The sequence below is a fragment of the Aedoeadaptatus ivorii genome, from assembly GCF_030815095.1.
In the GTDB taxonomy this organism is placed as follows: Bacteria; Bacillota; Clostridia; order Tissierellales; family Peptoniphilaceae; genus Aedoeadaptatus; species Aedoeadaptatus ivorii.
Map to the genome: position 1 here is coordinate 149,173 of NZ_JAUSWF010000003.1, position 18,556 is coordinate 167,728.

General features: G+C 33.5%; 18 protein-coding genes and 4 pseudogenes. 3 read left to right on the forward strand and 19 right to left on the reverse strand.

The features are described 5' to 3' along the window. Positions 1–15 precede the first annotated feature (15 nt). The 4 genes from QO008_RS03365 to QO008_RS03380 form a co-directional block, all read right to left on the reverse strand. Entirely contained in the window at positions 16–330 is a 315-nt protein-coding gene (locus tag QO008_RS03365; RefSeq protein WP_307384423.1) for a GNAT family N-acetyltransferase, read from the reverse strand. A 9-nt stretch (positions 331–339) separates the two neighbouring features. After that, the gene (locus QO008_RS03370; protein WP_307384374.1) at positions 340–627 is read right to left on the reverse strand and encodes a GNAT family N-acetyltransferase; all 288 of its coding nucleotides are present in this window, start codon (positions 625–627) and stop codon (positions 340–342) included. A gap of 226 nt (positions 628–853) precedes the next feature. Beyond that, the gene (locus QO008_RS03375) at positions 854–2,929 is read right to left on the reverse strand and encodes a GmrSD restriction endonuclease domain-containing protein (protein ID WP_307384376.1); all 2,076 of its coding nucleotides are present in this window, start codon (positions 2,927–2,929) and stop codon (positions 854–856) included. A gap of 172 nt (positions 2,930–3,101) precedes the next feature. Beyond that, positions 3,102–4,556: a type I restriction enzyme subunit R domain-containing protein gene (locus tag QO008_RS03380; RefSeq protein WP_407653962.1), complete on the reverse strand. Its 1,455-nt coding sequence runs from the start codon at positions 4,554–4,556 to the stop codon at positions 3,102–3,104. A gap of 45 nt (positions 4,557–4,601) precedes the next feature. Here QO008_RS03380 and QO008_RS08045 point away from each other — a divergent pair. The 3 genes and pseudogenes from QO008_RS08045 to QO008_RS03390 all read left to right on the forward strand — a co-directional run. Beyond that, positions 4,602–4,844: pseudogene (locus QO008_RS08045) on the forward strand (transposase); the annotation flags it as partial. Positions 4,845–4,859: 15 nt separating this feature from the next. Next, positions 4,860–5,087 carry a hypothetical protein gene (locus tag QO008_RS03385; protein ID WP_307384382.1) on the forward strand — a complete coding sequence of 76 codons (228 nt, stop codon included), beginning with the start codon at positions 4,860–4,862 and terminating at the stop codon, positions 5,085–5,087. Positions 5,088–5,128: 41 nt separating this feature from the next. Beyond that, positions 5,129–5,551: an IS3 family transposase gene (locus tag QO008_RS03390; protein WP_407653958.1), complete on the forward strand. Its 423-nt coding sequence runs from the start codon at positions 5,129–5,131 to the stop codon at positions 5,549–5,551. Between the two features lie 1,198 nt (positions 5,552–6,749). Here the strand turns inward: QO008_RS03390 and QO008_RS03395 are convergent. The 15 genes and pseudogenes from QO008_RS03395 to QO008_RS03465 form a co-directional block, all read right to left on the reverse strand. Continuing rightward, positions 6,750–8,069, reverse strand: coding sequence for a sensor histidine kinase (locus tag QO008_RS03395; RefSeq protein WP_307384386.1), 1,320 nt, complete (start codon positions 8,067–8,069; stop codon positions 6,750–6,752). Continuing rightward, complete coding sequence (locus QO008_RS03400; RefSeq protein WP_126465707.1) at positions 8,066–8,719, reverse strand: response regulator transcription factor; 654 nt, start codon at positions 8,717–8,719, stop codon at positions 8,066–8,068. The genes QO008_RS03395 and QO008_RS03400 overlap by 4 nt, the downstream gene beginning before the upstream one ends. Before the next feature lie 187 nt (positions 8,720–8,906). Continuing rightward, positions 8,907–9,373, reverse strand: a pseudogene (gene tnpA / locus QO008_RS03405) (IS200/IS605 family transposase). Positions 9,374–9,563: 190 nt separating this feature from the next. Continuing rightward, complete coding sequence (locus QO008_RS03410; protein ID WP_307384390.1) at positions 9,564–10,940, reverse strand: ABC transporter permease; 1,377 nt, start codon at positions 10,938–10,940, stop codon at positions 9,564–9,566. Continuing rightward, positions 10,940–11,596: an ABC transporter ATP-binding protein gene (locus QO008_RS03415; protein WP_307384393.1), complete on the reverse strand. Its 657-nt coding sequence runs from the start codon at positions 11,594–11,596 to the stop codon at positions 10,940–10,942. Before QO008_RS03415 ends, QO008_RS03410 begins: the two co-directional genes overlap by 1 nt. Before the next feature lie 9 nt (positions 11,597–11,605). Next, positions 11,606–12,883 (reverse strand): ABC transporter permease, encoded by a 1,278-nt coding sequence (locus QO008_RS03420; protein WP_307384396.1) that lies wholly within the window; start codon positions 12,881–12,883, stop codon positions 11,606–11,608. Between the two features lie 18 nt (positions 12,884–12,901). After that, positions 12,902–13,792 (reverse strand): 4Fe-4S binding protein, encoded by an 891-nt coding sequence (locus QO008_RS03425; protein ID WP_307384399.1) that lies wholly within the window; start codon positions 13,790–13,792, stop codon positions 12,902–12,904. Beyond that, a complete protein-coding gene (locus tag QO008_RS03430) occupies positions 13,785–13,937 on the reverse strand; it encodes a CD1871A family CXXC motif-containing protein (RefSeq protein ID WP_126465712.1) in 153 nt (50 codons plus the stop codon). The genes QO008_RS03425 and QO008_RS03430 overlap by 8 nt, the downstream gene beginning before the upstream one ends. Before the next feature lie 21 nt (positions 13,938–13,958). Next, positions 13,959–15,116 (reverse strand): TlpA family protein disulfide reductase, encoded by a 1,158-nt coding sequence (locus tag QO008_RS03435; RefSeq protein ID WP_307384404.1) that lies wholly within the window; start codon positions 15,114–15,116, stop codon positions 13,959–13,961. Between the two features lie 175 nt (positions 15,117–15,291). After that, positions 15,292–15,494 (reverse strand): annotated as a pseudogene (locus QO008_RS03440) (hypothetical protein). Between the two features lie 72 nt (positions 15,495–15,566). Further along, complete coding sequence (locus QO008_RS03445) at positions 15,567–15,992, reverse strand: group II intron maturase-specific domain-containing protein (protein ID WP_407653959.1); 426 nt, start codon at positions 15,990–15,992, stop codon at positions 15,567–15,569. An 18-nt stretch (positions 15,993–16,010) separates the two neighbouring features. Beyond that, positions 16,011–16,241, reverse strand: coding sequence for a hypothetical protein (locus QO008_RS03450; RefSeq protein ID WP_232006460.1), 231 nt, complete (start codon positions 16,239–16,241; stop codon positions 16,011–16,013). 514 nt (positions 16,242–16,755) lie between these two features. Continuing rightward, positions 16,756–17,604 carry a MerR family transcriptional regulator gene (locus QO008_RS03455; RefSeq protein ID WP_307384412.1) on the reverse strand — a complete coding sequence of 283 codons (849 nt, stop codon included), beginning with the start codon at positions 17,602–17,604 and terminating at the stop codon, positions 16,756–16,758. Between the two features lie 287 nt (positions 17,605–17,891). Then, positions 17,892–18,098, reverse strand: a complete 207-nt coding sequence (locus tag QO008_RS03460) for a hypothetical protein (RefSeq protein WP_126465715.1) — start codon at positions 18,096–18,098, stop codon at positions 17,892–17,894. A gap of 1 nt (position 18,099) precedes the next feature. Continuing rightward, positions 18,100–18,222: pseudogene (locus QO008_RS03465) on the reverse strand (helix-turn-helix transcriptional regulator); the annotation flags it as partial. Between the last annotated feature and the right edge of the window lie 334 nt (positions 18,223–18,556).

Below are 18,556 nucleotides of genomic sequence, written 5' to 3' on the forward strand. Positions count from 1 at the left end.
CACCTGATCTTCCGCTCACGCAGGCACCCAATGGAATGCACTTGTTTTTTTTACAAAAACCGCCGAACCAATCTGCCGGTCTCGGCTTTCTCCTCTAATTCTTTTCTTCGGTATCTTCTCGTGACGAGCGCAAATCAAGAACCGTCGCCATAAAATCGATGTATCGCTCCCCGTCTTCACCAAAGCAGGCACTCTTCCCGTTCGTTCAAACCCGAACGTTTGAAAGAAAGCCATCGCCCGGCGATTTTCTTCGCTTACCTCGAGCGTGACGATTTCGATTCCGTTTTTCTGTCCGAAGTCGATGCCCCAGCGCAACATCGAACTGCCGATGCCGCGTCCTCACGCGTCCTTCGCCACCGCCATGCCCAGCTCCGCCCGATGCGCCATCCGGCCCGAAGCGCCCGCAAGACTCAATGTTCCCAAAAGGGTCTCCCCATCCCATGCGATAAGAAAAAGACAATTCTTCTCATCGCGCATGCCCTCCAAAAATCGCGCCCCCTCCTTTAAAGAGATGCCGATCCCTTCCGCGCCATACGACAAAAAATCCGTCTCGCCGCCCACTTGCCGCAAAAACGCCAACACCGCCCCTGCGTCGGAGGCCCTTCCTTCGCGAATCGCAACTGCCATCGTAATCTTTCCCTTCGCCGAACTCACACTATGATATATTTTCTTACTTTATTATTGTAATCGATTGCGGTGTAAAAATCGCCGGGTTCTAATACGATTCGAGAAAATTACAAATAAAAACGCCCACAGCGTAAACCGCCGCGGGCATAACTTGAGTTGGCGACATATACCATGTAAGGGCAAAAGTCGGCCTTCCTATCTCCCTCCACTTTTATCGATTCTATATTTACAAAATCTCTTTTTTCTCGCGCAAGGAAACACCACCCGAGGTTTTCCAGCAATCCCATCCATTCCGAGACCCATGTAAAATTAGCGACGCTGAACTGCTCAGCGCACTAAATCCATCGATTTTCGGATTTACTATATGGGATCGTTTAAATACTAATTTTTCACCATCATCATAAATAATCCCATCGTCTATCAAGCTCTGTCTTTCTTCATTAATTTCCGGATAATTATCCGCATTTTTAAACAGAGCGAGCTCCGATCCTTCATAGATTTCGACCGCACCGTTATCTGCATAAAACATTCCCGATGCCGAAACGCCATTGGCGTCGATATAGATCGGTGTCGTCTTAATAATTTTTGAATTGGTTTGGGGATATGAGAATAATTTATTAAACGCTTGAATTAAGAATTCCGTTCTTTCGTGAATCGCATGTATATCCCATTTTTCTTTTTTCAAAATATCTTGATTGATTTTTAAGTGAGATGTGTTCGATAAAATTTCATTTTTATAGGTCCAGACCTTATTTTGCATCCTGCTATTATCGACTTTAGAAGCCAAAGTCAAATTCCCCAACCTGCTCACATTTCTTTGGTATTCTTCCTCATCGACGCCCAATGCTTCATACCATTCCGGCGTGGGCGTTTGCGGCATTAAATGTTCAATATTCAAATCTTCCAAATGGACGGGCGCCGGATTGTCGTGATGTTCGAGTTTATCGAAGAAGATTCGAAGTGGCGTTTTAATCTTATACACATTCGCATGTAGCAAAATATCTCTTAGCTGCTTGTCGTTGGGGACATACATGCCATTGTTACTATTCTTAAAGACTAAATTCTTTTTCAGGACTTCCACTACATTCTTGTAGTCTCCGGCACATTCTTCCTCGATATCCTTTAACAAGGGCGGGAACATTTTTGTAAGATAGCTGGTGTTTAAATCGCATAGAGCCCTCCGTATTAAATAGGAATTAATGATATAAATCATCTCAGAGGTTTGCGCAATGCTTATCTTTCCCTTTTCGTATAAGTCCCATAAACCCATCATCAAAGGCGCAGGCATGTCGGATAGAATTCTTCGATACTCCTTGATCGGCCCTCTTAGCGCTTTCTCTATAGCAGCGAGATCTTTATAGTAAATTTCATAATAATATCTGCTATATTTTATAATATCATCAAAAATAGCTTCTCTTTCTACATCCTGATTCTTCTTATACCAATGTACAAATTCTCTGTACACAGCATTTTTATTTGGCAAGACCTTATTTTTTATGGAAAGATAAAATCGGAAAAAAGATTCTAGTTTCTTGGAGTCACTTCCCAAGTACTTTTCTAGCTCCATCCAATACTTTGTGTAATAGAGATCTTGTAACTCGCTGTTTAAATCCATGAGTAAAAAATTTCGAATTAAATCGGAAGCGGTTAATTTTACGCCGGTAGAATTGATACTTTCAAATATTTTTTGTGCATTATCTTCTTTGGATAGAGGGATACAAACGACGTATAACTTATTTAAAGCCAGTAAAATTTCATTATACGTAAACTTTTCATTGAGTGTCTTTACGTAATTTACTATATACTTAAAATTTTTATACACCAGAGAATCTGTATCCTCTATATCGCCGGCTTTGTCGTTCACGATATATTTATAAACCGAGTCATCCGAAACCAAAGGCTTCAGCTTGTATTTTAACGTTTCATGGGTGGCGAATGGATTGGTCAAAATTTGCCCATCTAAGCTCTGGATTGCGTCCACGGCATTTTCTTGTTTCATGATTTCCCGTATGGCATAGAGGATCAGAAATGTCGTAGTCAATCTCTGTTGCCCGTCGATCACCGAAAATTCTCGGCTCGTAAAATCGATTGGCGTATCTAGATAGATGATGATGCCCAAAAAATGATTGTTATATTCCCCCAACAAAACACTTTTTAAGTCATCGAGATATTGCTTAACTTCTTTACCTGCCGACCAAGTATAATTTCTTTGGTACACGGGTATCACGAATTGGCTACCGCTGCTATTTCTTAGAAAGTCCAACAATCCCGTTCTTAAAGGCGGTTGCGCATTTGCGCTCATACTCCTCACTCCTCCATACGATCTTTGGCATGCGAAACGCTCAAAAGCCCTCTGTTCTATCTACCGTCGAAAAGTTTCTATGCCTTCATTTCTTCCGGTCATCCTTTTAAATAAGCAGCCTCTAGCCTCACGCCATCATTCTTTTATAGCTGCGATCCTATATAAGCACATCTCAAATCGCATTGGCCCTTAAACTTTTGTAAATCTCGGACATAAATAACCCGAGGACTTCTTTTTGCGCATCTCGGTTATCGAGCAAATAAGAGAAAAATCCTTGATTTTGATCTAAGCCCTGGATCAAAGCATCTTCGATATTCGAAAAATAAGAGAATCTAAAATCCTCTTCTGTATTATTTTTAGCGGAAGTTCTAAGTTCTTCTGATTTCAACATCAAATCCCGAATTTGCATGGCTGCTGTGGTGGCCAATTCCACATCGTAATTAGAACCGGTTTTCGCATTAATATCCGCGATAATCTCCGAAAGTCTCTCTTTTTTATCCCCCGATATTTCAATGGGTTCTGCCATGGGAAGATTGACGACAGGCTTTGAGATCATCTTTTCGTCCTTGTGCGTTTCGCCCTCTATTTGCGCAAAGTTGCTTGCTTCTACTTTGCCCTTGAGGTCAAAGCCGTCTCCCCCATCGTCGAGACTGATCATATCCAAGAAATAGCATACGTATATATAGTATTTGTGAACATCCAAATCTTCATAACTGGATACCTGAATGAGATACTCATAGAACCGTTTGAAGTTTTTCATCCTGGCCACAAATACTCTTTGCGGTACTTCTTTCAATTCCTTTAGCCTGCGATTGGAATTCTGTAAAGACAGAAGAAGAGACTTCTGCTCATTTCTTGTTATGGAGCCCTTTCGCTTTTTAAAGATCAATGTATTGACGCGATCTACATCCAGCGGGTCGATAATGTAATATCCTTCCAAACTTGTCAGCATCTCTTTGATCTTACCGGGGGTTAAATCGCTCGCTAAGAGCGTGGTCGTATAATACGGAGCAAACGCGTTTTGCATACTTTCATAGTCATTTACAAAGTCCAGTACAAATACTTTCTTTTCGTAAGGCGGACAGACTCTATTCAATCTCGATAGCGTTTGCACCGCGTTTACGCCCCGGAGTTTTTTCAATACATACATGGCGGATAGCTTCTTCTGATAGAAGCCGGTCTGATATTTATTGGCCACGATCATTACATTATACCGATCACTGTCGAATTCATAGGGAACACTTTCTTCGGCCACATGATTGATGCCGAACTCTGTATATGTCTCGTTGTCGTCTTCTAAATTGACCTTGCCGGAAAAGGCCACGAGGGCGCGGATGTTCTCATAGCCCTTTTCTCGAACATATTTATCCAAATGTAACTTATACTTTACCGCCGCCTGCCTGGAAGCGGTAACGACCATCGACTTCGCCTGGCCGCCCAATTCGCTCACCACATGATTTCTAAAATGCTCGACGATAATCTCGACCCTTTGGCGAATATTGGTATCGTGCAGATCGATAAACCTTGCAATCTGCCGCTTGGCCTTCACGGTTTTCAGCTCTGGATCTTCTTCTATCGCCTTGTTAATTTTATACATCGTTTCGTAGGTCGTGTAGTTTTGCAGCACATCCAATATAAAGCCTTCTTCAATGGCTTGCTTCATCGAGTACAAGTGAATTGCATAATTTGTAAGTGGGTCAAGAATTTCCAACATTTTGGTGATGAAGGGTTGGTACGGTCTAGAAATCAGCGTTCGTACAGTGTAGAATTTAAATTAGAAGCCATTACACGCTACGAAATGAGTGAATGCAGCTATCAAGAACTTGCTCTCTTGCTCGGCCTCACGAATCCCAGCCTCATTGCGAATTGGCGGAGACAATATCGAGAGCAAGGCATCGATGGTCTGCGCCCTAAAAAGCGAGGTAAACCCATGAAAGATAAGAAAAATCCGGATCAACCATCCCCGTCTTCCAAACCGGAAGTAATGGACACAGCTACGCGAGAAGAATTGGAGAATCGGATCCAAGAGCTAGAAGCAGAAAATCGTCGGTTGACCATTCAAAAAATGTTCTGGGAACAGCTAAGGAGTTTGGAGAGGGAAGAAGCAATGCGCAAAAGGCGAGGATCGTCGCCAAACTCCGAGAACAATTCCCGCTAACAGAGATCCTGGCCGCGGTGCGTTTTCCAAAGTCTACGTTTATGTACTGGCAAAAGAAATTGGAAATCATCAGCTACACCCCCTCGGATCGACCAAATGGAGTAAGCATGCTGAGAGGCCTCGAAGAAGCCATTCGGCAATCAGAGAATTGCCCCTATCGGCGGACCTTTCATTCCGATCAAGGTTGGGGGTACCAGATGAAAACCTATCAAGCCATGCTAGAGAAACATCATATATTCCAAAGCATGTCTCGCAAAGGGAACTGCTACGACAATGCGCCCATGGAAAACTTCTTTAGCATTCTGAAACGCGAGATCTATGACGGCTATGTCTATACAAGTCGTAGCGAGTTGGTTCTGGCAATCAAGAATTTCATCGTTTACTACAACGAGAATAGAATCAAGGAAAAGTTAGGGGGGCTAAGTCTGAGACAATATCGAGAAAACAAGAAGCCGGCATCGTAAAATATGTAAAACCAAATCGAGTAAGTAAAATCTACTTACTCGATTTGGTCCAACTTTATGGGGTCACTCTTCACTCTTTCCATCTGCCATACTCTTTTTTATATTCGTTGTTTACTACTTATTCTGTACGGTTTGAAATGATAGGATGAATAAAAAAGATTGTTAGAAAGGAGATGAAAATGAAACCATTTAATCGATATTTAATATGCGCAAAAATTCTACTCATACTCGCTATTATTTTTATTATTGTAGCAATTAATCACCCAGAAATGTCATTTCCATGGAGTAATAAATATACTGGTTTCTTGTACTCTTTCTATTTTATAGTAACAATATTTTTGTTTGTACTCGGAATCCGAAAAAATAGCTAGCGCCTATACAGTGACCCCATAAAGTTGGTTTTCTAGGTTCAACTTTATGGGGTCACTGTAATTTTGATGTCTGTTTTTATTTGTTTTGACATGGCTCACTTTATTTGCTCATTTTATTATCAAGTCCAAAATACAAAAAGCTATTAATTGTAACCTTTAAATCTTTCTATTCCTCGACATCAAGACCAACGTCTCAGCCGTCGAGTTCTAACCAATCGAAACTCCCGCTCGTCGTTTCTCTTGGGAACTCTTGGCATAAGACCAACATCTACTTAGAAGGAGGATAGTAAATTATCTCCTTCTAAGTAGTGTCAGGGCTTCCACATGAAACCAGTGAACATTAAGTATCTCAGGTCATCCTGTTTGTTTGTAATAACATATCTACGAACCCTTTAACAATAGGTAGAAACTATCGTTAAAAGTATCAACCCGACAAACTGAGAATTGCCTCTATTTCTTTTTTGTAGTGTGATACCTTTTTCTACAACCTATAAGGAAAGCATACACCATATTGTCCATAAATACTCTGTTTTTCCTGTTTTATTTGATATGTGTATTGATAATAAAACAACGGCTCCTGAGATTCTAGTTAATACTAATTCCATATTCTTTATTGATTTTCCAACCTGAGAAATTTAAATTTGTACGAATTATACTGTAAAAAAATAAGGTTACAGATTTTACTCCAAAGTCTCAATATTTTTAAAATAAGCTTTTTTAGGAATTGTGAAATTTCCTGCTGATAATATAAAAGTAAACTGGGAAAATTCTATGCCAAAGAAAAGGCTAGAAACTTAATTAAACAAATTATCGGAAATTCTAATTCACTAAGGAAATATTTTAATTTTAAATGTAAAAAACTCTTCATCTTTCAATACTTTATATTCTATGTTGTAATTATTCAGAATATTACTTACAATGTATAAACCTAAGCCATTACTATTTTCCTTATTTAAATCAAATTTAACATCAAATATTTTATCCATATTCGGAATTTTATTGTTACCATATAAATTCTCTATATATAACCAATCATTAACTATCCCAATATTAATTACCCCATTTACATCAGTATATTTTACCGCATTACTAATCAAATTAGATAGAATAATTTTTAAAGCTGGTTTTCCTATATAAATATTCTCATCTAATATATAATTATTGACAGTTATTTTCTTTTGATTTGCTAATATTTCATACTTTTTTAATATGTCTTCTAATGTATCATTTATTTTCAAATATTCTTCATCATTATTCAAATCTTCTATAGAATGAACTGATAATATTTGATGAATATTTTTTGTTAAACTATCAACGATTTCAATGCATTCATTAATATAAATATCTCTTTCTTTATATTTTCCAATATTGTATTTCATGTTTTCCAATATTATTTTAAGACTAGCAAGAGGAGTTTTAAGTTCATGGGATGCACCTTTAAAAAAGTCATATTTTAACTTTTCTAATTTTAAAATTTCTTTATTTTTAAATTTCAAATCGTCAATTGTTCTTAATAAAGTAGAATACAAATCATTAATTTGTTGTTTTAATTCTCCAACTTCATCATTAGAGCTAATTTTTAAACGAGTTTTTTTATCAAGTTTCATCATTTTATCAGTAACAATTTTTATTTCTTGTATATTGTTTTTTATTGATTTTGCATAAATTAAAGAAATAATAGCAGAAAATAAAATTGATATTAATAAAGAATATGGTAAAAATTTAAGGCTTAAATCTTTCGCATCTTTTTGCATATCAGCTGTAGAAACAAATTGTAGATTTGTTTTTTTACCATCATTAAGCTTTATTTCTCTTTCTTCAATTATCAAAGAATTACTATCACTTTCTAAATTAACATTTATATTATCTTTAATTTGTATTTCATTCTTATTATTTTTTTCTTTTATAAATGCTTTTATTTCACTACTCTTAGAATAAAGTTCCAAAGTTTGTTCTATATATTTTATTTCTTTTCCATTCATATTACTAGAAATTTCATTTGCCATATTATGAATCTTTTCTTTTCTCGTCTCCAAATATGTTTTAGGAAAGATAAAAAAAACTAATGAATGAACTAATATAATTATTATTCCAAGAACAGAAAATATTTGTATGAACATTTTTGGAAATATCTTTAATTTTTTCATTTTCTCTCCAATTTATATCCTACATTTCTTATAGTAGTTATACAGTCTAGCTGTAATTTTTTTCTAAGTTCTTTTATATATACATCTATTACTCGATCATAAGGAGTTTCTTCGCTATCTTTCCATACATAATCAATAATTTGCATTCTTGTTAACACTTGTCCATAATTATCCAATAAACATTTTAATACTTCTAGTTCTTTTGCATTTACATCTATTTCTTCACCATTTATTTTAGCTGTATATCTATTAAAATTAACCAATAGATCCTTATATTCAAACTTCTCTAAATGTCCATAATTCTTCTTAATTAAAGAATCTATTCTAGCCTTTAAGACTGGCAATGAAAATGGCTTTTCTACATATCCGTCTACTAAATTAGTGAATGCATCAATTTTATATTCTTCATCACTAAATGCAGTCAAGATTAGAATTGGTAAATTGCTTTTCTTTCTAATTTCTTTCAACACTTCTAAACCATTTATAAAAGGTATCTGAATGTCTAAGATAACCAAATTTATATCACTATTAAATTTTGACAAGGCTTCTCTTCCATCTTTAGCTTGAATAACAGTATATCCAAATTCTGAAAGATATTCACTTATTCCCTCTCTTATCATATTATCATCTTCAACAGTTAATATTTTCATATATACCTCCACTTAAGCCTATACACTTATATTATACAGCATATTATTTGATTTTTTAAATCAAAACTACCAGCTTAGCTGGTAGTTTGCACTGCGCCTATAAACCACGAATACCGGCATGCCCCTATTGGGGATCCGAGTATTCCGTCACATGCACCACTATCCCAACTACTGCTAAAGCAGTTTATTATTTGTTTTTATTTACCGGCTCACCCGTAAACGGGTATTATATTCCTTTATACTTATTTGATCCGAATAATAGTCTTCTCTTAATTGATTCTGTATATATTCTTTGATTTTCTTCTCATTGCGCCAACTGTATCTATACAGTACCATCGACATCAAAAATGTCTATTTCCATACTTGTATTTTAGGTTTGCATGTCTATCTAATATTATTAAGGAACTTTTCCCTTTCAAATATCCCATTATTTCTGATACACTGTATTTGGGCGGTATTTCTAACAACATATGAACATGATCAGGACATAGTTCTGCTTCTATTATATTTATTCCTTTTCGTGTGCGTAACTCTCTTAATATACTTCCTATATCCACCTTAAACTGTCTGTAAATTACTTGCCTTATATTTTGGCGAAAATAAAATATGATATTTACATCGATATTTGGTATGTGATAAACTATTCTTATCCAATGTATCCTCCTTGTTTTAATTGTGCATGTTATTATCACAATTATACATCAAGGAGGTTTTTGGTGCTTGAAGCTAAAGCTTTCGTCCTCCACCTGCATAGCAGGTGGTTTACTGTTTCGCTCACTTTCGTTCACTCAACACACTAAAGTGCACAATCCAAAAAATTTTGGTGCTAAAAAGCACCAAAATTTTAATTATTGTCAGTTAATAATTCTTTTGGATTCCTTCTTAATATATTGAATGAAGAAATAATCAATGATATAAGAAGTACTAAACTCATAAATATAACTACATAAATTATGAATTTAGGTAATACATTTATATCTAAACTTGATAATGTCTTGTTAAATCCTTCGGCTTCTGCCCCACCACCTAATTGGCTAGATGCAGATTGTCTAGCTATTTGTTTAGCTATATCACCAGTAACCTTATTCAATATATTATTCCCAAGCTTATCAGCTGTATATTGAGCTAAGAAATAAGAACCAACGAATGCGGGGATTGATATAAATGCCATCTCAATTAGAAATTGACCAAAAATTTCTAATTTTGATATACCTAATGATAGTAATACTGCTATTTCTTTCTTTCTAGCATTCATCCATAAGAATAATAATAATGAAACTACAACTCCTGCAAATATTAATGAGCCAACAAATAATTTATTTGAAATTGAGTAGATACCTGATATAGATTGTTGTAATGCAGGGTAATTTGATGAACTTTTAATCAAATTATATTCTCTCCAATTTATATCTAATTTCCCAAGATCTTTTATTACACTATCAAGATTCCTATCACCTTTTACAAAGAATGTTGCATCTTGGTATACAGCTGTATCTTCTGTATTACCATAAACTTTAGCAGCTGTATGAACATCAGTGATTAATGTATTTTCGTATAGTTCTTGTGCTGCACTTACGCCACCACTATTGTGTCCATCAAAAAGCCCTTTAATCTCGACTTCTACCGTTTCATCAGCACCTTTTTCATTATCGGCATCAAATAAATTTGATTTTATTTTTATTTTATCTCCAACTTTTAGGTTGTTTTTTTTCGCCAAATCTTTATGCATTAAAATTTTATTTTGGTCTTTATTTTCTAAATGTTTTCCTTCTATTAATTTATATGCTTCGGATACAAACTTTGTTTCCTTTGATGAATCATTAACCCCTGTTAACATAACCGTTCTTTTGAAGTTTTTAGCTCTTTCAGGAGATTGATTTGCTAGTGTTTCTTGAGTTTCAATAATATCATGATCCACTAAATCTGCAACACTATTGATTCTTTTTACATAAGAGTCGATACTATCTGTTTCAGATATCTTTTTTATATCTTCACCTTTTATATTTCCCCCACCTCTAGGTGTTCCTGGATTTACTTGTCTATTTATCTCCATAGAAAAACTATTTGTTATATTAGCAAATGTTTCTTTTGAAGCTCTGTCCGTAGCATCTTTAATAGATAAACTAATGAGACTTAAAGTTGACATAGATAAAATAACTAATATAATAATTAATGATTTTAAGCTTTTTCTAGTTACATAAGCAAATGCATTTTTTATCATTATTCAACCTCCAAATTCATTTTATTTACTTTTTTCAACTTTTTACCACTTAGTTCTAAAATGATATCCGCAGAATCTGCTACTTCCTTACTATGTGTTACAACTATTACACATTTATTTCTATCTTTAGCTAATGTCTTTAATATATTAATTATTTCTCCAGCAGTAACACTGTCTAGATTACCAGTAGGCTCATCAGCTAGTATTATTGGAGCATCTGATACTAATGCTCTAGCAATAGCTACTCTTTGTTGCTGTCCACCAGATAATTTCATAACATTTCTTTTTATTTGTTTATTATCTAAGCCTAATTCAAACAAGATGCTCTCATCTACTGATTTATTTACTAATCTAATATTTTCAATAGGCGATAAATAATCTATCAAATTATAATTTTGAAATACTAAAGATATATTATTTTTTCTATGATTACTATATCCTTTCTTTTGTATATCTTCATTCTTAAACAATATTTTTCCTGTTTGAGGTTTATCAAGTCCTGCAAGTAAGGAAAGAAGTGTAGATTTTCCTGTTCCTGACTTTCCTACTATCGAATAAAACTTTCCAAGTTCAAATTTTTGATTTACTCCTGACAAAACTTTTTCTCTAGAATTTGCATAACTGTAAGTTACATTATTTATTTCTAATATATTCATTATTTTCTCCTAACTTATTTTTGATAATATTTCTTTAGGTTTCTTGATTAATATTAATGAAGAAGCAAATACAACTGATAAAACAATAATACTTATTAATATTAAATAACTTTGTCCAAGTGTTGTTATATTTAGCATAAAAGTGCTTTTATTTATTAAACTTCCACCGAAAATCATTGAGTTATCTGAGTTAATGAATCCTTCTACAATTACTTTTAGTAGTAGATTTCCTAAAAATAAGGAGGATATTATACTTGGTATAGATATGAATATTAACTCAAATATAAACTGCATTATAATTTGTACTTTAGTTATTCCAATAGATAAAAATATACCTATTTCATAAATTCTTTCTCTTAACCATAGAATCAAGATTAACGAAAGAACAACCATACCACCTAACATAATAGAATAAGTCATTATTTTTATTATATGTTTTATTCCACTCACTGACTCCAGAGACTCTTCAAACGCATTATTATCTTTTTCAACGGAATACCTTGATTCATCAATTTTAAGATCTTTAATTTTTTTTAAGGCTAAGTCTGTAGATTCCAAACTACCAGAATACATTAAAATTTTATTTGCAATTTTATTATTTTCTGATTTATTTAATATCTCTTGGCTTGTTGAATAATCTGCAAAGACCATGTTTTCGCTAAAATCAGAAGACAACCCTGTATATGTTTCCTGTTTTTTACCAGAAAAAATTCCTATAATTTTAAATTTATGACTTTTTATTTTTCCATTTTTTTCCATATCTAGTAATTCAAGATCAACTTCATCCCCTAATTTTAGATTGTTTTGTTTAGCAAATTCTTCATGAATAATAATTGAATTTCTATCATTTTCTTCTATATTTTTACCTTCACTTATTATAAATACTCCGCTACTGAATAAAATGTTTCTTTTAGTATTATTAGTAGCTTCGAGTGAAACAACATTCTTAAATTCGTCAGATAAATCTTCTCTATTTATTCTTTGTTCTCCGCTAACTACTTTAGCATCTTTTAGTTTTGCTAATCCATCATATTGAATTATTTTTTCTTCAATTTCTTTTAATTTTTCAATATCTTTAAATTGATTAACATTAAAATATTTACCATCTTTTTTTGTTATTGATATTGAAGAATTAGAACTTTCATATAAAGCCTTTTCTATTTCATTGCTTGATTTCATTATTGTTAAACAAGAATACAAGCAAGAAAGAACTATAGTTAATATGATAAAAATTATTAAAGTTCTATTTCTCTTTCTTGTAATATATGCTATTGCGTTTTTTATCACTTTCCTACTTGGCTCCTCTTATTTTTTTATTCCACAATGAATTGCATCCACTGGACAGGCATTTTTACATCGTCCACATCTAATACACTCAAGGTGATTAGAGTTTTCAACTGGGTCTACATTCATTTGGCAAACTTTTTTACACCTACCACAACTAATGCACTTTTCTTCGTCTAGTTTATACCTGAATACTGAAATCGGATTAAAAACCGAATAAATCGCCCCCAGAGGACAGATATACTTACAGAAAGGTCTATATATTACTATTGAAACTAATAAAGTAAGTATTAAAATTGCTCCCTTCCAATAGTATAAAAAACCTATGGCTCCTCTCATACTTTTATTCAATAATACAAGGGGTAAGCCTCCCTCAAGCATACCAACTGGACAAATAAGCTTACAAAAATATGGAGACCCTTGCCCTAAAATATCCACTAAAAATAGAGGAAGTATTATAACGAAGACAATCAATATTATATATTTCAATTTTCTCAAATGCTTATCAAACTTAAATGTCTCAATTTTTTTTGAAAAGGGAATTTTGTGTAATAAATCTTGAATCAAACCAAATGGACATAGCCAACCACAGACAAATCTACCCATGAGTGCACCTATCAAGAAGATAAAGCCAACTATATAATAACTGAACTTATAGTTCGAATTTCCAATCACTGCCTGTAGGGATCCTATAGGACAAGAACCCTTTGCCCCCGGGCAGGAATAACAATTCATACCCGGAACACAAACTTTCTTCAGGTCCCCACCATAGATTTTACCTGTCTTAAACCCTTCAAAATAAGAATTAGTAACTAAAAACCAAAGGGCTTGAAATAGATGTCTAAAACGATCTCTTATTTTATATTTATCTTTTTTTTTACTACCCTTTATAAATTTTTTAATTCTATCCAATTCCAACACACTCCATACAAATTCTTATCGCCTTTTCCAAGACAACTTTAGCCTCTCCATTCGTATAGCCATAGTAAATCATAGCCATACTAATAAAGACCATTACTACCGAGAAGGCACGGCTTTTTAAAAACTTATTAACCATATCCCATTCACCACTTTACATTTACTTATTATTTATTTTTGCTAATTCTTTTTCAATTACCTGCTTCCATTCCTTTGCACTCTTTGCCCCTGAATAAGTATCACCTACAATGTTTCCATTCTTATCAACAAAGAAAGTCTCTGGCATAGCCTGTATACCATTCAATCTACCATTAAAGTTTGTCTTGTCTGGCATCAAGAAAAGATATGAAGCCTTTGTCTTTTCAAATATTAACTTTGACTTTTCAATAGCTTCCTTGTTTTCACCCTTATCATCAACAGTATCTGTTACAACTCCAACAATATTGACACCCTTGCTTTTCATTTCATTCTGAACCTCAACCAAATCAGGAATTTCCTTTACACAAGCTGTGCACCAAGTGGCAAATACGTTCACCATAGTAAGATCATACTTCTCAAAATCCTTGCTTGAAAAATTCTTGCCATTTATATCCTTTGTTGATAGATTACGCAAGTCTTTAACGGAATCTTTGCTAAATGCTTCTGTATTTTCTAAATCAGTTTTTTCTGAAAGCACAAAACCATTTTCTGGACGTTCTTTTTTATCTATAATTTCACTCTCAGTGTTTTTAAATTCTTCCACAAGACTGCTTTCAGCTTTGCTATTTGTGCTTAGATAGTAATCGTAAGCTCCATCTCTTGAAACTCCTATTTTAGTATGAGTATCACATTTTGTAATTTCAGATATTTTTTCTTCTGACATATTTTTTTCAAACATACCAATAGTCCCAATTCTTTCAAGTCCATTCTTCCATTTTTCATAACCATCGCCCATTTTTTCTATAACTGCATTTTTTTGCTCTTCCGTCATTTTTTCAAATGTCAAAATAGCATACTTTAGTTCTTTATCTATAGGACTTTGATCATCTAACATTCCTATCTTTTTATCTGTCATATACTTTTTAACTTTGTCTGAGAGTTTGAATTTAAGCCCTAAATATTCATAAACATATTCTTCCTTTGCTTCCAATGTGTAATCTGACGGTTTAAAAGTTTCATTTTTGCCATCTGGGTTAATTGACATGCCCGCCTCTTCAGAACTTATAGATTGCCCTTCTTTAATTTTATTGTTTTCATTACTTTTTTGACAGCCAACTGCGCTCAAGCTCAAACATAATGCAAGTAATAGGCATGCTCCTCTTGATACTATTTTTTTCATAAATTATTCCTCCTTTATTTTTTACACAATAGCATTTCATAGCTACTTTCAATAACATTCTACACACCTTTTATGAAACGTTGATGAAATATGTTTTTTATTTCTAAGCTTGGCGCAATCGTGGTTACTCCGTTACGTTTATTTCTTAATTTTTTCTCATTATGCTAAGTGTTTTTTAGAATTCCTTTGTCTTTGTTGCTTCTTCTAGTAGGACTTTTATCTCTCCTTCTGTTAGTTCTACTGCATTTTCTATAAGACTTTTTAAGATTGCTCCTCTTTTTATAAGTCTATGTGTTCTTTGTTTCTTTCTTTTTCTATGTCTTGTATTAATATCTTCTTTTCTCGATTTTTTAGTTGCTTTAATCTTTCCTTCTTAATTCTGGGCGATCGAGTAGGGCATAATTAAATGCCCTCTCACACCACCGTACGTACCGTTCGGTATACGGCGGTTCAATTAAATCTAACATTACGTCTTTCTGTATAATAATCTAAGCAACTGACTAGACCTCGTCTGGTCAGTATTTCTTTTGAGATTGATCTGACTACACAAGTTTTTGTTACTACAAAGTAGTACCTGTTTCCTACATATGAGGTTAGTCTTGTTAGGTCTTTGTTCACACCTAGTTTTTGTACTCCCCATTGTCTTTTTGATGCTACTTTCCACATTTTCCAGATTATCATTCTTAGTCGTGTTCTTAAGTGCTCATCTATTTTTGTTAAGTTTGTTTTCATGTCACCTATAAAGTATTCTAGTAGTTTCACTATGGCCATTTCACAGTTTCTTCTTGGTCTGAACCCATAACTATATTCTGAAAATTTCTGTTCTATGATTGGTGTTAGGACTTGTACTATTGCCTGTTGGATTATTCTATCCATCACAGTTGGTATTCCTAGTTATCTTACTCCACCATTCGGTTTTGGTATTTCTACTCTTAATACTGGTTGTGGTTTGTATTTTCTTGTTTGTAGTTCTTCTTTTATCCTTGGCCAGTTTTCTCTAATGTATCCATCTATTTGGTCTATGGTTATTCCATCGATTCCACTTGTACCTTTATTTGAGTATACTCTTTTTAAGGCTTGATACATATTTTGTCGGTCAAGTATTTTATCTAGTAGTGTTTCCATAATGTGCACTTGCTCCTTTCCGCTTGCTTAGATTCATCTTGTGCTACTGGCCTTGAACTCATTTTACGTTTTCATCTGTGCCTGTCAGATATTCTAAGCTACATACATTTTGCTTTATGCTCTCTAATTGTTCTGTCCTTCGTAAAAAACTTTTACTACTATGACATCTGCTGACTTCTCATAGTTCGTTGTTACTACTGTTTCGTCTATGAGACCTCACGGGTTAAGTCATATATCTTTCCTCGTTTACCTGCAGAATTTACGTTTTAGGATTACGGTTATCTTTTGGACTTTGTTGTCTTCAGCCAACTTATCCACCTAACTCGCCTTGTATTCTGTTCCTGTTCGTCAGGCCACGATTTTTCTATTGCTTCCTCTCTCCCATGCCTCACGGCGTGATACTTGCAAGTTGCTATTGGATTCGTCGATAACTACGCTCCGTTGGACTTCCACCTTAGACATATGACATGCCCGTCAAACTGAAAAAAGACACCAATCTCTGGTGCCTTGTAGTTTATTTATTGAGTTCTAAATATTTATCATTTGCTATAAGTAACTTTTGATAATACTCATCATAGCTCTTGCTAAACTTTCTTATCAGCGGAATAGCTATTTCATAGTATTTATTATCTTCCATATATCTTTGCAGTTTATCTTGAATGTTTTTCATTGGGCTATTTTGATATTCATCACTATTTTTATAATCTTGATATAAAGCTACCATATCCTTATTTTCTTCTAACCATTGTTCAGAATTCTCTATAGCTTCAATTTTTGATGTATTCACTTCTTTTAAAACTTTCATGTTATAAGCAGAGCTAACAACTTCAATATACTCTTGTTCTTCTTTACTAAGTGTAAATGAAGGTAAATTATCTAAATAGGCTACAAAGTCTTCATATGAAGCTTTTCCTTCTACATTCAATGTTTCATTCAAAAATGATTGATAAGAAGAAAATATTAGCTGTCCAAAATAGCCAGGAAAGGCATTTGCTAACTTTTCATAAATGCTCTCCTCTGCTTCGATCAAGGCGATTTTATCATCGATTACAGTTTGACATTCTTTCTTCACCATCAGTTCAATAACTTCTTTTCTTTTTTGTTCAATATCTAACTGATGTTCTTTTTTTCTAAGCATAGAAGAAAGTGAGTTACCATTGGACGATAAACATTCTTCTATCTCAGATATTCTTAGACCCACTTTTCTAAATAATGCGATTTTGTTTAGCGTAACTAAATCTTCATTACGATAATCTCGATAGCCATTTTCTAATTTCAACGGCTGAATCAAACCTTTTTCTTCATAATACTCGATTGCTTTTCTAGTCAAACCTGTTTTCGCTTGAATTTTATTTCTTAGCATGGTTTAACACCTCCTTGATTAAAGGATAGCTCAGTCCCTAGTGGACAGGTCAAGGCTTAAATTTAATTTCTACATCTCTTTTTTTATTTGATATGATAATAGACATTTATTCCTACAACACAAAGATATGAAATCACTACCACAATAATAGTAAATATATCTGAAACAGCTATTGCTAAATAGAGCAATACTGCTCCAAAAATATAAATAAAAGTATCATACGCCTTTGATTTTGCTATATTAGAAATAGTACTGTTTCTCTCATCGTTTTTTCTATTTCTAACTGTTTATATGTTTCTGCGATTTTTTAATGTATTTACTTTTATTATTTCTCCAACACCATGTCCAAATAAACCACATCCTATACCCACCAGAATATATGGTAATGATTTTAAAACACTTTCTGTCTCAGAATAATTTCTTTCCAAATATATTCCGATAATCAATGACAACGCTCCACAAGAAGCTAATATCCAATACTTGTATTTCTTCATTTTATATCTCCTCCTCGTAAATAAATACTTCTTCAATTGATAAATTAAAGAACTTAGCAATTTTAAATGCCAAAATTATAGATGGATTATATCTTCCATTCTCTAAAGAACCAACTGTCTGCCTTTACCTTTTAATGATAGCCTATGAATAAGCCTTTATTTTCAATTCTTTATTTACTTACTGGGTGCAACTCTTGACATCAAAACGACACTCTCGACATGGCTTGAGTGGTCAGTATGGATAATTTTAATATTTTAAGTAAGCGTAGTATGTGAGAATATATCCATAAGTATATTTCTTATGTTTTAAATTATCTCTAAATCTAAATTTACTTATAATATATAATTATCATTTGTATAAATAAATACCATAAATATAGTAGACGAGATTTATCGAAATTTATTTATTATTTTTGGTTTTGCTAATACATAGTCTTTTGAGTATTCTTAAAATATAA

Coding starts and splice junctions, on each gene's coding strand:
- QO008_RS03370 (WP_307384374.1), bottom strand. CDS start 627: ATGGCAGTTGCGATTCGCGAAGGAAGGGCCTCCGACGCAGGGGCGGTG.
- QO008_RS03375 (WP_307384376.1), bottom strand. CDS start 2,929: ATGAGCGCAAATGCGCAACCGCCTTTAAGAACGGGATTGTTGGACTTT.
- QO008_RS03385 (WP_307384382.1), top strand. CDS start 4,860: ATGAAAGATAAGAAAAATCCGGATCAACCATCCCCGTCTTCCAAACCG.
- QO008_RS03390 (WP_407653958.1), top strand. CDS start 5,129: ATGTACTGGCAAAAGAAATTGGAAATCATCAGCTACACCCCCTCGGAT.
- QO008_RS03395 (WP_307384386.1), bottom strand. CDS start 8,069: ATGAAAAAATTAAAGATATTTCCAAAAATGTTCATACAAATATTTTCT.
- QO008_RS03400 (WP_126465707.1), bottom strand. CDS start 8,719: ATGAAAATATTAACTGTTGAAGATGATAATATGATAAGAGAGGGAATA.
- QO008_RS03410 (WP_307384390.1), bottom strand. CDS start 10,940: ATGATAAAAAATGCATTTGCTTATGTAACTAGAAAAAGCTTAAAATCA.
- QO008_RS03415 (WP_307384393.1), bottom strand. CDS start 11,596: ATGAATATATTAGAAATAAATAATGTAACTTACAGTTATGCAAATTCT.
- QO008_RS03430 (WP_126465712.1), bottom strand. CDS start 13,937: ATGGTTAATAAGTTTTTAAAAAGCCGTGCCTTCTCGGTAGTAATGGTC.
- QO008_RS03435 (WP_307384404.1), bottom strand. CDS start 15,116: ATGAAAAAAATAGTATCAAGAGGAGCATGCCTATTACTTGCATTATGT.
- QO008_RS03445 (WP_407653959.1), bottom strand. CDS start 15,992: ATGGATAGAATAATCCAACAGGCAATAGTACAAGTCCTAACACCAATC.
- QO008_RS03450 (WP_232006460.1), bottom strand. CDS start 16,241: ATGGAAACACTACTAGATAAAATACTTGACCGACAAAATATGTATCAA.
- QO008_RS03455 (WP_307384412.1), bottom strand. CDS start 17,604: ATGCTAAGAAATAAAATTCAAGCGAAAACAGGTTTGACTAGAAAAGCA.
- QO008_RS03460 (WP_126465715.1), bottom strand. CDS start 18,098: ATGAAGAAATACAAGTATTGGATATTAGCTTCTTGTGGAGCGTTGTCA.